Below are 15,362 nucleotides of genomic sequence, written 5' to 3' on the forward strand. Positions count from 1 at the left end.
ACAAAAGTTACTTAATATTCGTTAAAATGGCCCGATAAAAATAACAACAGCGATTAAAAAACAGGCGCCTTATGTCCAGTCCGGTCAGTTTCCGGGTTTCTGAAAGAGATGTTTACATCATTATTGATGCCGGTACACGTCCTTCAGAAGTCAAAGCAGAGCAGTTACAGAAAGCGTGGCAGGCTTCTGACTATTCGGCTGCAAAATTGCTGGACCCTCAAATGATGACCCAAACGGCCACCAAGTACGCCCAGCACTTCAGTAAAGACAGCAACAGCAGCATTTCTTTTCAGGTTATTATTGCCGAAATTTTTGACGCCGACCTGAACTTACTAGTCAGTGATGACGATATGAAAGTGACTGCCAGCGCCATTGTTGGCTTTGGCGGTAAGCCGCTGAGTCAGGAAGCTATTATTGCTAAGCTGAAAGAGAAGAAGGTAACTTCCGGTATTCAGCGCAAAGCCATTGATGCTTTGGTTGAACACACCAACGAAGCCCCTCCGGGTGCGGAATTATCAGTAACCGTAGCCAAAGGCAAATACCCCATTAACGGCAGTAATGCTAAGTTTAAGCCGCTGGCCGATGATGCCCGCAAGCGCGTACTCAGACCACAGCTTCGCGAAGACGGTACCGCCGACATGCGCGACTTAGGCGCTCAGGTTACTGTTGACCCGGAACAGCCGTTACTGCAAAAGACTCCGCCCAGCAAAGGCCGACCAGGTTTTACGGTTTTTGGCCAGGAGTTAGAGGCCCATGACGGCGAGGATCGCGACTTTAAACCCGGGGAAGGTACCCGTGTCAGTGAAACAGACAGCAATTTAATTGTTGCCGACCGTACCGGCATGCCCAGCTTTAACGATAACAGCGTGCAAGTTGACGATGTCATGCAGCTAAATAATGTCGATGTTTCCACCGGGCACGTTAAATTTAAAGGCAGCGTCATTGTTAGCGGTAACGTCAGCGAAGGCATGAAAGTCACCTGCTCGGGTGATATCACTGTCGGTGGTTATGTCGACTCAGCTGAACTTTACGCCGACGGCAATATAACAGTACGCAAAGGCTGCATTGGTCGCCTGCTGAATTCCGGCGAAACCGCAGAGCATGACGAAGACGCCGATGACTGGATACCCGATGTTTCCACCAAACTGGTGGCGGGTGGCTCCATTTGGTGCGCCTATGCCCAATATTCCTGTTTAGACTCGCAAAATGGCGTACATACCGACAAGCAGCTGACTCATTGTCATGTCATAACCAAAGGCCAACTGGCTATTGGTGGTGAGGGTCGCAACGCCCGCGGAAAATTGATAGGCGGCACCATTGAAACCTGTGATCACATTTATTGTGGCCAGTTAGGCGCACCAGCCGGAACCAAAACACGAATATACTGGTCGCTACCGCCGGTTGACCCACAGTCGCTGGAACACTTAAAAAATATGCGCGGCGTGTTGGCTAAAACTCTGGCACGAATAAAAGTTGTGCAACAGGGGCTGGACCGTTGCCAGACGCTGGAAGACGGCCCTAAGAAGCTTGAGTACGAGACCAAATTAAAAGGTGAACTGCGTAAGCTCAAAGCTCGCATTGTTACTACCCGCACCAGTATTGATTCGGTACTGGAAGCTTTTGAGAACCATCCGGTACTGCGTACTATGGTCAGTAAAGAAGTGTTCCCCGGCATTTTGTTTATTTTTAAAGAAAAAAGCCTGCGCATAAAAGAACATCGCAATGGTACAATGTTCTTACTTCAGGACAAACAACTACGAGTAGACAGTCTGGTCTAAGCGGTAACTACTATGTCATCTGCAATTCTTTCTATGCTTGGGAGGCAATCCTCTCAACCCTGGACTTATGGTTCGTTGTTAGTCATTCACCCAGGCGGTGCAGAACTGGCAGGCCTGAGCAATAGTTCGGCCTGGTGTTTTCATGCCGGCCATGCCGATGCCTGGAAAGCGGCCGGACACAAGGCTTTTTGTCAGGCACAGGCGCCCGATTTAACCGCTTACGACGGCGTGTTAATGCTGGTAGCTAAAGAAAAAGAACTTAACCATTATTTATTAGAACAACTGGCGTTATTGCCGGCCAATACCCCTGTTTGGTTTGCAGGTGAGAAACGCTCCGGCATTCAACCGTTAATGAAAAAGTTACCTGACTGGTTGCAACCGCCTCAGAAGCTGGCTTCAGCAAACCACTGCTTACTGTTTGCCAGTGCAAGAAACCATCAGGCACATGAACCAGCGTCTTTGGCCAGTTACGCTAAGACTCTGACTTATGAACTGGATAACCAGCCGAAATCTTTTGTCACTTTACCGGGTGTTTTCAGCCGTGAGCATATTGACCCTGCCACCCTGCTGCTGTTGCAACATATTAAAGATTTGCCCAAGGGACGGGGCCTGGACTTTGCCTGCGGAGCCGGTGTTATTGCACAGCAAGTTTCGCCACTGACCACTGAACTTATGGCGTGTGACGTGAGTCCTATTGCCATTGCTGCCAGCAGAATGACGTTGGAAAAAGAAGCAATAAATGCGGAATTGCGTTTAGCCGACGGGATACCAGAAGACGCCGGACAGTTCGATTTCATTATTAGTAACCCGCCGTTTCATACCGGGCAGAAAACCGATTATGAGATTGCCCGAAAATTCATCAAAGATGCGAAGCAACACCTTAATAAACAAGGTGTTTTAAGAATTGTGGCAAACCGCTTTTTGCCCTGGCCCGAGGTTATTGAGTCGGCTTTTACGCACTGTGATACCATTGCCGATGATGGTCGCTACCGTGTTTACCATGCAACTTATCGATAAATAACCGATTTTTTTGTTTAACCAATGCCTTTTTTGTTAACGCTTTGCTAACATCAATATACAAATAATTTTTTTCAGAGACTGAGCCGTAGACTGAATGCATACTATTTCACTGAAGCGCATACTGATTTATATCGTGTTGTTGGTCACCAGCTTCGCGCTTCTTGTCGGTTTTACCGTCAATATTGTTAGCCAGGTTGCTCAGTACGAGAAGTCGCTGCATGAACAGTCGCTTTCGTACGCCCGAATAGTTGCCGGTAATGCCGCCAGTAGTCTGGTGTTTAATGACAACGCAACCGAAAAGCAACGGCTGAACTCACTGCAAAACACTGACTTTATTCAGCACGTTCATGTCTACAAACTGGATGAAACCAGTAACGAGTTGACCTTTTTCTCCAGCTACAACAAACAGGGACTGGCCCCCATTCCTGCTCGCTTTTCAAAACTTGACCGGCTGACCACGCCACAAATTCAGGACGACTACATTGAAGTGTCCCAGCCTGTAGTACTGGATGGCGAAGTAATAGGTTATGTTTACCTACGTGGCTCACTGGAGCAGGCCCGTTTATTTATGTGGCGCTCTATTGGCATAGCCGCTGTGGTATTTGTGCTGACACTGCTGCTTTGTTGGTTAGTGACTCTGCGTTTAAGAAAAACCATTGTGACACCGCTCGACTCAGTCGTGGATGTCATTTCTCAGGTAGCGCGGGACAAGAACTACTCACTGCGCCTGGCCCCCTCACAGCTGGTAGAGTTTGACATGATGGCACACGCCTTTAATACCATGCTGGACAGAGTGCAGCAGCATATCAGTCGTCAGCGTCGTGCCGAAGAAGAAGCCAGTCAGTTAAATACCGAGCTGGAACGGCAGGTAACACAGCGCACTCAGGCGCTGAAAGAATCGAACAGCGAACTGTTAAAAACGCTGGAGCAGCTGCACCAGTATCAGGGACAACTGGTTGAGTCGGAAAAAATGGCGTCGCTGGGCGACATGGTTGCCGGCATTGCGCACGAAGTTAATACGCCCATTGGTTTGTCAGTAACGGCTTCGACCTTATTGCAGGACAAACTGACCGTTATGCAGGAAAAGTTTGACGAAAAACGCATTTCAACGTCTGAATTTGAACGCTTTTTAAGTGATTGCGACGAAAACCTGCAAATTATTTACCGCAACTTAGGCCGCGCCGCCGACTTAGTGACCAGCTTTAAGCAAGTGGCCGTTGACCAGTCATCGGAAGTGGATCGCGACATTCATATTCCTTCTTTTATGAACGATGTTCTTATTTCTGTTAAACCGCGACGCCTGGATCCGGAAAAATTCCCAATTCGAATTTCTTGTCCGGACAACCTGACGGTACGCGCTAAAGCCGGACCGCTGAACCAGGTGCTCATAAACCTTATTGTGAACTCCATGATCCACGCTTTTGACGGCTACGACCATGGGCAAATTGATATTAGTTTTAGCATGCAGAACGACACTGAGCTGGAAATGGTTTACGCCGATAACGGTAAAGGCGTACCAAGTGATATCAGCCGTAAAATATTTGATCCCTTTGTCACCACCAAACGAGGGTCCGGCGGTAGTGGTTTGGGGCTGCATTTAGTTTATAACCTGGTGACTCAGGTATTAGGTGGTAACATTCACTTCTTTAGTGAAGAAAAGAACGGGGTGGAGTTTATTGTTCGTTTTCCCGTCACTTTAGTCAGCAATGCTTGAAAAATCTCAAACAAAAGTCATAATGTAACGTCATAACTTTTATAAATATAAGTTCAACACCGTACGCACAGCGACGAACTTTCCGGGAAAATCAACGCTTATGAATGCCAGAATATTGATTGTTGAAGACGAAGTTGTTACTCGCCAGACTCTTACCCGTCTATTCCAACAAGAAGGCTACGAAGTTTTTGATGCAGCTGATGGCCTGCAAATGGAAAACATCATGCGTCAGGAACGTGTTGATGTCGTAATCATGGACGTTAACCTGCCAGGCAAAAATGGTTTGGAACTTGCCGAGTCATTACGCGAAAGCGACAACATTGGCTTAATTTTCTTAACCGGTCGCGACAGCGAAGACGACCGCTTGTTGGCTCTGGAATTGGGTGCTGATGATTACCTCATTAAGCCTTACAATCCGAAAGAGCTGACTATTCGCGTACGCAATCTCTGCCGTCGCATTGAAGCTTCACGTTCAAGCAATCCGGTTGAAAACAACAGTGTTGAGTTCCAGTTCCACGGTTGGCGTTTAAACAGCGACAGTCGCTGCCTGTACTCACCGGAAAATCAGATGTTCCGTCTGCCGAAAAGTGAATACCGCGCGTTGGAGCTGTTTTTATCGAATCCGGGCCGTATCCTTGACCGCGAAACACTGGTTAAACGTATGCTGGACCGCGAACTTCGCCCGAATGATCGTACAGTTGACGTTGCTATTCGCCGTATTCGTCGTCATTTCGAGTCACACCCGGAAACGCCAAACCTTATTACCACCATCCATGGTGAAGGTTATCGTTTTATTGGTGAGGTTGATCAGCAAGCTCAGTGATGCTTCGCTAACCAGGCGTCAATTTGCTGCCGGTGCGGAATGACCGCATCGGCCCATTCTATTAACAGGCGTTCTGCCACTGGCCATTCCCAGTCTTCTTTCTCTACTTTTTCCATGTTTTTTGACAGAGCCGTTAAGCCGACCGAACTGCAGGCCCCTTTCACTTTATGCGCCTGTTTGCGTAATTCGTCTTCGTTGCGCTCTTTAGCTGCCTGATGCAGTAACTTAGCGTAGCTTTGAATAATACCGTCAAAGGTTGTAAGGGTTGCTTTTATGCCCTCGGCGCCCAAAGTATCCAGGTATTGTTGCAACAGTTCGGTATCGATATCCGATTTTTCTGCCATCTTTGTGTGCTCCATCAATCCAAAACCCTATCCTCGGCGTATTCCTGTTTTGAGTCAACCACTGTGCACAGTGCACAGATAGAATCGATTAGGGCAATCGGTGTCACCTGGTTAAATTCTGCGATATAATGCCCACCTTTAGACTGAGCCAACTTGATCAAGATCAATCTGGCCGGACAATATTCACGAGACTTGGAGTTCACAACGAATGCCAACAGTTATGCCCGACGTAGCCAACCAAACGCAGGCCCAGACAGAGGGAGCCCTCGATTGGGTTGGCATGAGCAACATTGAAGTTCCACTTATGGTAGCCGCCGCCGGCGTACCAGAGCGCCCTGTGGCCGCTAAAGTGGAAGCTTTCGTCAACCTGAAGAACCCGAAAACCAAGGGTATCCATATGTCTCGCTTGTATTTATTGCTGGACAAACTTTCGACCGAAGGTGAACTCAGTCATGATACTTTGAAGCAACTGCTGAATGACTTTATTGAAAGTCATAAAGACATTAGTGATCAGGCCTTTATTAAGTTTGATTTTGACTACCACTTACGCCGCAAGTCGCTGATAAGCAAAAAGCAGGGCTGGAAAGCTTACCCGGTGAGCTTAACCGGTCGCTACGATGCTGGAAAACTAAAGCTGGAGCTGTCTGTTGATGTGCCTTACTCGTCAACTTGCCCGTGCTCTGCAGCGTTAGCGCGTCAGTTAATTCAGGACGCCTTTAATGCCCAGTTTGCCGGTCAGGAAAAAGTCGATGCAGCCACCATGCACGAATGGTTAGGTTCGACCGAAGGTATTGTCGCTACACCACACAGCCAGCGTTCAATTGCTGAAGTTAAAGTGGCATTGAGCGAGAGCGTTACTGACTTTCCTATTGTGGAACTGATTGACGCTGTTGAAGATGCGCTGAAGACGCCAGTTCAGGCTGCAGTGAAACGTGAAGATGAGCAAGAGTTTGCCCGTTTGAACGGACAAAATCTAATGTTCTGTGAAGACGCATCGCGCCGCTTACAGCACCAGTTGAACCAAATGTCACACTTCCGTGACTTCTGGCTGCGGGTGAACCACTACGAGTCGTTGCACGCGCACGATGCTGTCAGTGTCACCACCAAAGGTATTCCGGGTGGTTATTCAGCCTAACCCGGCTTAAATTAATTCCATAAGCAGCTATTAGTGGCACAGCTTTTGCTTCACACCTCACAGAGCGTCAATTTTCTGATGAGGTGTGAAAATGGAAATTATCTTGTTGTTGTTTGTTGTTGTATTAATTGCGGTGGCCGTTATTGCCAGCCGAATGTCCGAAAACTACGTCCCCTACCCTTATAAACTGAAAGATACGACCCTGTGCACAGCTCAGGAAGACCAATTTTTGACACTGCTGGAAAAGTCGGTCGGCGATGATTTCCGTATTTTCACTAAAGTCCGCTTAAGCGATATTGTTACCGTGCGTTCCGGCTTGTCGGCAACTGCCCGTAAAGATGCGCACAACAAAGCCAGCCAACGTATTCTTGACTATGTACTGTGTGACATTCACACCATGCAGGTAAAAGCTGCCATTGAGCTGGAACCCGGACAGTCATCGCTGAATCAGCAAAAACGTAACTTGTTTTTGAAAAATACGTTAGCCGCAGCCGGCTTGCCGTTCCTGCGCTTTAAAGCCAAGCCGGGTTACCGTGTAGCTGAGCTACACGACTACATTCATGGCAAAATTCGTCAGGCCGAGCATGTTCGCGCAGCCGTACCAACCAATAGAGACAAAGATAACCAGCCGATTGCCGCTTAACCATGTCCGTGGCAGTATAGCTGCATGAACACGGAGCTTTTACACGACATTCTGTTATCCCCTGTGACTCTCGCTCTGCTGGCATTGCTGGCAGAGCGCTGGTTTCCGTGGCCGGAACAATGGCATCCACTTGCCGTTTTTCGGCTAATGGCTTCCTACATGAGCGGCAAAGTGAACAAGCCCGGACGCCCGGTCAGCCAACAACGTATTGCCGGTTTTCTGGCCTGGTTAACCATGTCGCTGCTGGTTCTGCTGCCGGCGGCTATTGTCTTTGCCGGTGCCGAAGTGGAACTTGCCATTGGCTGGCTTATTCTATTGGTCAGTTTACGCCAGCAACCCGTTACTCATGCCGTGCGCTTAGCAGACAGCCACTTACAACGTGGTCGTAAAAATGCCGCCCGCGCCTGGCTAAGCCGTGTAACCTGGCGCGACTGTGACTTACTCAGTGAACACGGCATTGCAAAAACCAGTCTGGAATTACGTGCTGCCAGTATTTTAGAACACCGCTTCACCCCTTTATTCTTTTGGTTTATTGGAGGCCCTTTAGCTGCGCTTGGCGTGCGCACTGTCTATGAATTGACTCAGATATGGCCCATTGCTCAGGCCCGCTACCGCCATTTTGGTCTGGCAACTCACTGGCTGTACACCATAAGCCACTTTTTCCCTTCGTTTTTACTGTCGCTGGCAGCGCGTTTTATGGCGTTGTTTCAGCCCAACAAGCCCAAACTGCAGTCGCTAAACCGTAACCCGTTGTTCCCGACTGTGCTGCTCAGTTGGTTGCAGAGTTTCAGTTATTGTCACCGGGTAAGCCTGGGCGGGCCTATACAAGTTCAGGGAATTCGTATTGCGCGACAGCGTTTTGACGGTCGTCCGGCAGAGTTGTTATTGCCCCGGGCGCAGCGCTGGCAAAGGCAATGGCAGATCTTTTTCATTGCTTGTCTGGTTATTGCACTTTTTGCTCTGTTCATTTATCGACCCTGACCGACTCATCGGGTATACTACGCGCCCTAATAAGGCAACCATTTAATACTATGAAAACCATTGATGTAATCGGCATTGGCAATGCGCTGGTGGATCAGGAGTTTGAGGTCACTGATGACTTCCTCCAAAAGCACAATTTGAAAAAAGGCATGATGGAGCTGATTGACGAAGACGCTCAAAATACTCTGATTGCCGAGCTCAGCGAACTGGGTGAATTAAAAAAGCAGTGTGGGGGCGGCTCAGCCGCTAACTCGCTGGTGGCTTTTGCTCAGTTTGGCGGAAAAGCCTATTATTGTTGTAAAGTTGCAGACGATGAAGCGGGTATGTTTTACCGTCAGGACTTAGAACAAGTGGGTATTGAAACCAGCCTTAAAAAGCAGCAGAACCCGGGTATCACCGGTCGTTGCCTGGTCATGGTTACCCCGGATGCTGAACGCACTATGCGTACACACCTGGGCATTACCGCTGACTTGTCCACCGTTGAAATTGATGACCATGCGATTGCAGCAGCAAATTACCTTTATATTGAAGGTTATTTAATTACCTCGGAAATTGCCCGTGGTGCTATTCAGCATGCTAAAAAAGTGGCGCGCGATAACAACACCAAACTGGTTATGACCTGCTCTGACCCGGCAATGGTGAAGTTTTTCCGCGACGGCATTGATGAAATTCTTGAGGGTGGTGTCGATTTAATGTTCTGTAACCGTGAGGAAGCAGAATTATTAACCGGTAAGGACGATCCTCAGGCGGCTTTAAGCGTATTACTAAAGCAAGCCGACACGGTTGCAATTACTCTGGGCAAAGATGGCGCCTTAATTGCTAACCGTGAGCGTCAGGTTCATGTTCCTGGGGTGCCGGTTAAAGCTATTGATACCAACGGTGCCGGCGATATGTTCGCAGGTGCTATGCTGTACGGCTTAACCCGTAATATGCCGTTAGAAGACGCAGGCCGTCTGGCCAGCCACGCGGCCGCTGAACTGGTTACCGAATTTGGTGCTCGACTGGATAAAGAGCGTCAACAGCAGTTAATTGAGCGTGTTATGAAGGCTCAAACCGCCTGAACTCATTACAAGTTCACCGACAAGATCACTGAAAAAGAGAGTCGCTATGAGTGTAGAAAATTCGCAAGACTACAAAGTTGCAGATATTAGCTTATCGGAATGGGGTCGCAAGGAAATTGCGATTGCTGAGTCCGAAATGCCGGCGCTGATGACTATCCGCCGTAAATACGCTGACAGCAAACCACTGGCCGGAGCCCGCATTATTGGTTGTATCCATATGACTATTCAAACAGCCGTGCTGATTGAAACCTTGCTTGAGCTGGGCGCAGAAGTACGCTGGTCGTCGTGTAATATTTTCTCTACTCAGGACCACGCTGCTGCCGCTATGGCCGCTGCCGGTGTTCCGGTATTTGCCTGGAAAGGCGAAACTGAAGAAGAGTATGACTGGTGCTTAAAGCAAACTTGCCACAAAGACGGCGAGCTGTGGGATGCCAACATGATTCTGGATGACGGCGGTGATTTAACCCTGATGATCCACGACGAATTCCCACAAATGCTGGACAAAGTACACGGCATTACCGAAGAAACCACTACCGGCGTTCACCGCCTGCTGGATATGCTGGAAAAAGGCACTTTGAAAGTTCCGGCCATTAACGTGAACGACGCCGTAACTAAGTCAAAAAATGACAACAAATACGGTTGCCGCCACTCGCTGAACGACGCTATTAAGCGTTCAACTGACCACTTATTGTCAGGTAAAAAGGCTCTGGTTGTTGGTTACGGTGATGTGGGTAAAGGTTCTGCCGCAAGTCTGCGTCAGGAAGGCATGATTGTTAAGATCAGCGAAATTGACCCAATTTGTGCTATGCAGGCTTGCATGGACGGCTTTGAAGTGGTTTCTCCTTACCTTGAAGGTAAAAATACCGGTAACGGTGAGAACATTAACAAAGATTTGCTGGGCAATACCGACCTGATTGTCACCACAACCGGTAATATGGACGTGTGTGACCGTTATATGCTGGCCGCACTTAAGCCTACCGCTCTGGTTTGTAACATTGGTCACTTTGATAACGAAATTGACACGGCCTTTATGCGCAAAAACTGGCGCTGGGAAGAAATTAAGCCACAGGTACACAAAATTTATCGCTCAGACGATGATAACGACTACCTGATTCTGCTGGCCGAAGGCCGCCTGGTGAACTTAGGTAACGCAACCGGTCACCCAAGCCGTATTATGGATGGTTCTTTTGCTAACCAGGTACTGGCGCAGATTCACTTGTTTGGACAAAAGTTTGCCGACATGGACAAAAAACAGCAGGAAGAATACCTGCGCGTAGAAGTTCTGCCGAAGCAACTGGACGAAGAAGTTGCACGTTACATGGTGCAGGGTTTTGGTGGCGTTATCACCAAGCTGACAGCGGATCAGGCCAACTACATTCACGTTGATGCAGAAGGTCCGTTTAAAACAGACGAGTACCGCTACTAATGAGCGATATCATTTATCGTGAAATAACGGCTGCCGATATGGCGGCCGTTATTGATCTGGCCAATGAAGTTCATGGTGACAACTACCTGAACGAAGACAGTTTTCAGCAGTATTTAGCCGGCGGTACCGCTGGTAACGTACAGTTGAACTGGATAGCCCTGCGCGGCGATACGCCTTTAGGTATAAGAATTACCCTGGCCCCCGGACAATGGCCCATTGATGATTTTTGCACCCCTGACGCCTGGCCAATTCCGGCCGACAAACTGTGCTACTTTAAATGCGCCGCCGTATCGGAAAAGGCACGTGGCTTAGGCATAGGCAAAGAGTTGCTGTATCGCAGCATAGCTTCAGCCAAAGAGTTGGGCTGCCAGGGTGGCTTAGCGCATATTTGGATGCAAAGCCCCAAAAACAGCGCCTATGAATATTTCACCCGCTGCGGCGGTGAAATGATTAAACAACACGAAAAACGTTGGTACAAAGCCTCAGTAGAAGACGGCTACTATTGCCCTGTGTGCGACGGCACCTGCTACTGCGACGCCGGCGAAATGCTGCTGAAGTTCGATACGTAAGGCAGCGAATAGCGAGCGCTGAGGTTGCATCGGCTATTGTGGAGGACGCCCGTGAATACATCCCTGTAGGGCTTGGGCAGCGCCATCCATGGCGCTGCACACCTCCACAATAGCCCATTGCAACCGTCGGGCGCGCTCTCTACCCGGCATCTCACGTAATCGCAGCAATTTATCGTAAACATGGATATGCTAGAAGGACAGGTCATTCACTTGAGAGCGTTACGAGTGTTGAAGCGAAACAAGTGAGTGACCTGTCCTTCTCTGCTTTTATAGGTGGTGATTATGTATGATCCTTTGGTTAATGCGCCTCCGGGGCCTCATGATGCTCCTGAGCCTAGTTATTGGCAGCAGCATACGCAGGCCAATTTTCCGGAGTGTGTTGATGCGCCGGAGGAAGTGGAGTTTGCTGTTGTTGGAGCTGGGTATACTGGTTTAAATGCAGCCCGGGTTCTGGCTGAAAACGGGCACTCTGTTGCGGTGTTTGAGGCTAACCAATTAGCCTGGGGGTGTTCCTCCCGTAATGCTGGCTTTGTAATGAAAAGTACCGGTCGACTGGGCTTGTCAGCCTGGGCTGAACGCCTGGGCAACGAAGTTGCGCAAGGCATTGCCGCCGAACACCAGAAAGCGCTGAAGCTGGTTGAGGAAACGGTACAGGAGTGCCCTCAGCATTGTCAGCGCCAAAACGGTGGTTATCTGAAAATAGCGCATAAACCCGGCGCCATTGATCCGTTAAAGAAACAGTATGACCAGCTCAAACAATTTAACCAGCCGGTGGAATGGCTGACGCAAGAGCAATTGAGCAACCTGGTTTCCAGCCCGCAGGCTCATGCGGCATTACGCTTCACCGACTGTTTTGCTCTGAACCCTATGTTATTAGCTGCCGCCACCGCCCGACGGGCCGTTGCAGCCGGTGCGCAGTTAGTTGAGCACTGTCCGGTAACAAAGGCGGTGTCGCTTGGCGGCAAAGGCGTGTATTTGCAAACCGCTAAAGGCGCTGTACGCGCCCGTAAGCTGTTAGTTTGTTCTAACGGCTATACCTCAGGGCAATTACTGCCGGAGCTTGCCAGTCGCTCGCTACCGGTACTGTCGAGCATTATTACCACCCCACCTCTGAGTAAAGAACAAGTTGAAAGCATTAAGCTGTCACCCCAGTACGCCATAATGGATACTCGCATACTGAAGTACTACTTCCGCTTACTGCCGGATAACCGCTTATTGTTTGGCGGCCGTGGTGCCATACAGGGGAAAAATGCCGCCGATGCTGTTTATGCTAAGCGTCTGCTAACGGCTCTGCACCAGACCTTTCCGCAACTGCGGGATATCAACAAATGGGAACACTTCTGGAGTGGCTGGGTCAGTGTGTCACTGGACGATTACCCGCGGATAGGCCAAGTGAAAGATAATATCTACGCCAGTATGGGTTACTGCGGCGCCGGTGTTAGCTTTACCGCCTTAGCAGGCCAAAGACTGGCAGAAGCCGCCATGGAACAACCCCTGCCCGAGCTACCGTACTACCAGTCACAACTAAAGCCCTTCCCACTACCGCGCTTCCGCCGCCTGGGCCAATGGCTCTACTACCACTACGGCCGCCTACTCGACTGAGACGGGACAGGCTATTCACTTGTTTCGCTTGAGCATTGAAGGCTTCTGTGGCGGAGACGCGACGAGCTCATCCATGAGGGCTTGACGAAGGCCATCCATGGCCTTCGACACTCCGCCACAGAAGCCTTCAACACTCGTAGCGCTCACAAGTGAACAACCTGCCCCTTTAGACTCTCTCATAAAGGCTTAAGTCGCTTCTTATCTGAAGCGGAAGATAGCGAGCGCGCCCAACGGTTACACAGGGCTATTGTGGAGGTGTGCAGCGCCATGGATGGCGCTGCCCAAGCCCTACAGGGATGTATTTACGGGCGTCCTCCACAATAGCCCTTGTAACCTCAGCGCTCTCCAATGCTCAAGCGAAGCAAGTGAGTAGCCTGCCCTGGAGCTACAGGCCGAAGACGATTTTTTCGCTTTTGAGCATTCGGGCTATGTATTTCATGAGCAGCAGTGCGGCTGCCAGGGTGGCAATTGCGCTGATGACCGTTCCCATGAGGTTTACGTTTTCGCCGCGTATCAGTGACAGAAATGCCTGATGCTGACCGGTTAACGGGAGATAGTACAGGGTTGGGTTTTTAAGGCGCGCGAATTCCACACCAAAAGAAGCTGCCATTGGAATGATCAACAAGAAGCTGATGTAGGTTTGTGCTTCTTTGAAGTTCTTCGCCCGGAAGGACACGAATAACTGCAACGCGGTAGCAAGCAAGGCCAGCGGCACCAGTAAGATGAACATCAGCGCCATCATACCGACACTGAAATTCACGTTCATGCCAATTTCATGCAATGGCACGTAGGCAAAAATAATGGGAATAAGTACCAGTGAAAGTATTGCCCCAAACAATGAGAAGGTTGTTGCGGTCAGTGCTTTACCAGTCACGATATCCCAGGTGCTTAACGGCTGACTCAGCAGAAACTCCAGTGAGTTACGCTCGCGTTCACCTGCACTAATGTCTATGGCCACGTTCATTCCGGACCAGAACACGGAAAGAATAATAAAGACCAGTACGCTACCCATTATCAAAGCGGCCTTTGAGCCGCGAGTTGCCAAGTCCTGTTTCTGCAGCTGTACCGGCTGAATCACACGCGGATCGACACCGCGCAAGGTTAAACGGTATGCGGCTATTTGGCTTGAATAAGCCTGCACTGCCTGCTCTACTCGCTTAATATCGGTTTGCTGTTTTTGTGCGGACCAGTCTGCTCGTAAAGTCACTTCTACCGGTTCTGCTTTACTAACGCTTTCCTGCCAGTTTTCAGGCAAAGTAAGGACTATAGGCGTTTCGGTTTTTGCCCATTCACCCTGCTTCTGGACGACGCCTCGTTCGTTAAGAAAATCAACCAGCTGAGGTGCGTTTTCTTCGCCTTCAATGGTGATTTCAATGTCGGCTTTATCGGTCAGTTGCGTAATCAGAAAAAAGAATGCAACGGCCATTAACAGTGGTCCGAAAAAAGCATAAGACATAGCGGCCAGAACGGAACGCTTGTCTCGAATTGCATCACGAAACTCTTTTTTCCATACAGAGGTTAATGCACTCATCAGGCTGCTATCCCCTCGTCAGTACCAATTATCTTCACGAAGGCATCTTCCAGTTGTGGCTCGCCTGTCATGTCGCACAGCTCTTGTGGGGTTCCTTCTGCGGCAACTTTGCCGTTTGCCATAACCACCACCCGGTCACAAAGTGCAGCAACTTCCTGCATTACGTGGCTGGAAAACAGAATGCAGGTACCCTGCGCACGCTGCTCGCGCAGCACATCTCGTAAAATACGGGTACTCATTACGTCCAGTCCGCGGCTGGGCTCATCAAGAATCAAGTGCTTAGGGCTATGCACCAGTGCCTGTGCCAGCGCTACTTTCATTCTCTGGCCTTGCGAAAAACCGGCTGTACGTCTGTCGGCCAACTCTTTGATGTCGAGCTTTTCTATCACTTGTTCGACAGCTTGCTTTTGCTTGCTACCGGTAAGACCGTGAAGTCCGGCGAAGTAAGCCACTTGCTCACGTACCGTCAAACGCTCATAGAGGCCGAATTTATCGGGGAATATACCTAGGTTACGGCGGGCATCTATGGGGTTCTGATTCGCATCGACACCTTCAATTTCAGCTTTACCGGTATCGGCCTGCAGTAATCCGTAAATAATACGCAAACAAGTGGTTTTACCGGCGCCATTAGGGCCAAGGAGCCCGGTAATTTCACCGTCTTTTGCCTGAAACGAGAGCGAATCCAGCGCTTGCACATTTTTAAATGTTTTTGTTAGTGCATCTACGTTTATCATC

The 15,362-nt window shown here is 49.4% G+C and carries 14 protein-coding genes; 11 read left to right on the plus strand and 3 right to left on the minus strand.

All coding sequences use genetic code 11. The features are described 5' to 3' along the window. Positions 1–71 precede the first annotated feature (71 nt). The 4 genes from ACP7FG_RS03730 to arcA all read left to right on the plus strand — a co-directional run bounded on the left by ACP7FG_RS03730 (position 72) and on the right by arcA (position 5,335). Positions 72–1,778: a DUF342 domain-containing protein gene (locus ACP7FG_RS03730; RefSeq protein WP_439225569.1), complete on the plus strand. Its 1,707-nt coding sequence runs from the start codon at positions 72–74 to the stop codon at positions 1,776–1,778. Positions 1,779–1,790: 12 nt separating this feature from the next. Continuing rightward, complete coding sequence (locus tag ACP7FG_RS03735) at positions 1,791–2,795, plus strand: methyltransferase (RefSeq protein WP_439225570.1); 1,005 nt, start codon at positions 1,791–1,793, stop codon at positions 2,793–2,795. Positions 2,796–2,892: 97 nt separating this feature from the next. Beyond that, positions 2,893–4,512 (plus strand): ATP-binding protein, encoded by a 1,620-nt coding sequence (locus tag ACP7FG_RS03740; protein ID WP_439225571.1) that lies wholly within the window; start codon positions 2,893–2,895, stop codon positions 4,510–4,512. 100 nt (positions 4,513–4,612) lie between these two features. Next, positions 4,613–5,335 carry a two-component system response regulator ArcA gene (gene arcA / locus ACP7FG_RS03745; RefSeq protein ID WP_054491171.1) on the plus strand — a complete coding sequence of 241 codons (723 nt, stop codon included), beginning with the start codon at positions 4,613–4,615 and terminating at the stop codon, positions 5,333–5,335. Here arcA and ACP7FG_RS03750 read toward each other — a convergent pair. Then, complete coding sequence (locus ACP7FG_RS03750; RefSeq protein ID WP_278355550.1) at positions 5,329–5,679, minus strand: Hpt domain-containing protein; 351 nt, start codon at positions 5,677–5,679, stop codon at positions 5,329–5,331. The genes arcA and ACP7FG_RS03750 overlap by 7 nt on opposite strands. 208 nt (positions 5,680–5,887) lie before the next feature. On the opposite strand from ACP7FG_RS03750, the gene folE2 reads away from it, so the two are divergent. The 7 genes from folE2 (at position 5,888) to ACP7FG_RS03785 (ending at position 13,096) form a co-directional block, all read left to right on the plus strand. Next, positions 5,888–6,814, plus strand: a complete 927-nt coding sequence (gene folE2, locus ACP7FG_RS03755; protein ID WP_439225572.1) for a GTP cyclohydrolase FolE2 — start codon at positions 5,888–5,890, stop codon at positions 6,812–6,814. A gap of 91 nt (positions 6,815–6,905) precedes the next feature. Next, positions 6,906–7,457, plus strand: coding sequence for a DUF2726 domain-containing protein (locus ACP7FG_RS03760; RefSeq protein WP_439225573.1), 552 nt, complete (start codon positions 6,906–6,908; stop codon positions 7,455–7,457). Between the two features lie 24 nt (positions 7,458–7,481). After that, on the plus strand, positions 7,482–8,438 hold the full coding sequence (locus ACP7FG_RS03765; RefSeq protein ID WP_439225574.1) for a cobalamin biosynthesis protein CobD/CbiB: 957 nt from the start codon (positions 7,482–7,484) through the stop codon (positions 8,436–8,438). A 50-nt stretch (positions 8,439–8,488) separates the two neighbouring features. Then, the gene (locus ACP7FG_RS03770; protein ID WP_273023692.1) at positions 8,489–9,499 is read left to right on the plus strand and encodes an adenosine kinase; all 1,011 of its coding nucleotides are present in this window, start codon (positions 8,489–8,491) and stop codon (positions 9,497–9,499) included. 46 nt (positions 9,500–9,545) lie between these two features. Further along, positions 9,546–10,925, plus strand: coding sequence for an adenosylhomocysteinase (ahcY, locus tag ACP7FG_RS03775; protein WP_439225575.1), 1,380 nt, complete (start codon positions 9,546–9,548; stop codon positions 10,923–10,925). Further along, positions 10,925–11,494, plus strand: coding sequence for a GNAT family N-acetyltransferase (locus ACP7FG_RS03780; RefSeq protein ID WP_199493704.1), 570 nt, complete (start codon positions 10,925–10,927; stop codon positions 11,492–11,494). Before ahcY ends, ACP7FG_RS03780 begins: the two co-directional genes overlap by 1 nt. A 282-nt stretch (positions 11,495–11,776) precedes the next feature. Then, positions 11,777–13,096, plus strand: coding sequence for an NAD(P)/FAD-dependent oxidoreductase (locus ACP7FG_RS03785; RefSeq protein WP_439225576.1), 1,320 nt, complete (start codon positions 11,777–11,779; stop codon positions 13,094–13,096). 385 nt (positions 13,097–13,481) lie between these two features. Here ACP7FG_RS03785 and ACP7FG_RS03790 read toward each other — a convergent pair whose 3' ends face one another. Both ACP7FG_RS03790 and ACP7FG_RS03795 read right to left on the minus strand, forming a co-directional pair. Further along, entirely contained in the window at positions 13,482–14,627 is a 1,146-nt protein-coding gene (locus ACP7FG_RS03790; RefSeq protein WP_439225577.1) for an ABC transporter permease, read from the minus strand. Next, on the minus strand, positions 14,627–15,361 hold the full coding sequence (locus ACP7FG_RS03795) for an ATP-binding cassette domain-containing protein (protein WP_054489956.1): 735 nt from the start codon (positions 15,359–15,361) through the stop codon (positions 14,627–14,629). The genes ACP7FG_RS03790 and ACP7FG_RS03795 overlap by 1 nt, the downstream gene beginning before the upstream one ends. Position 15,362 lies beyond the last annotated feature (1 nt).

This window comes from Idiomarina sp. ST10R2A5, from assembly GCF_051842325.1.
Classification (GTDB): domain Bacteria; phylum Pseudomonadota; class Gammaproteobacteria; order Enterobacterales; family Alteromonadaceae; genus Idiomarina; species Idiomarina abyssalis.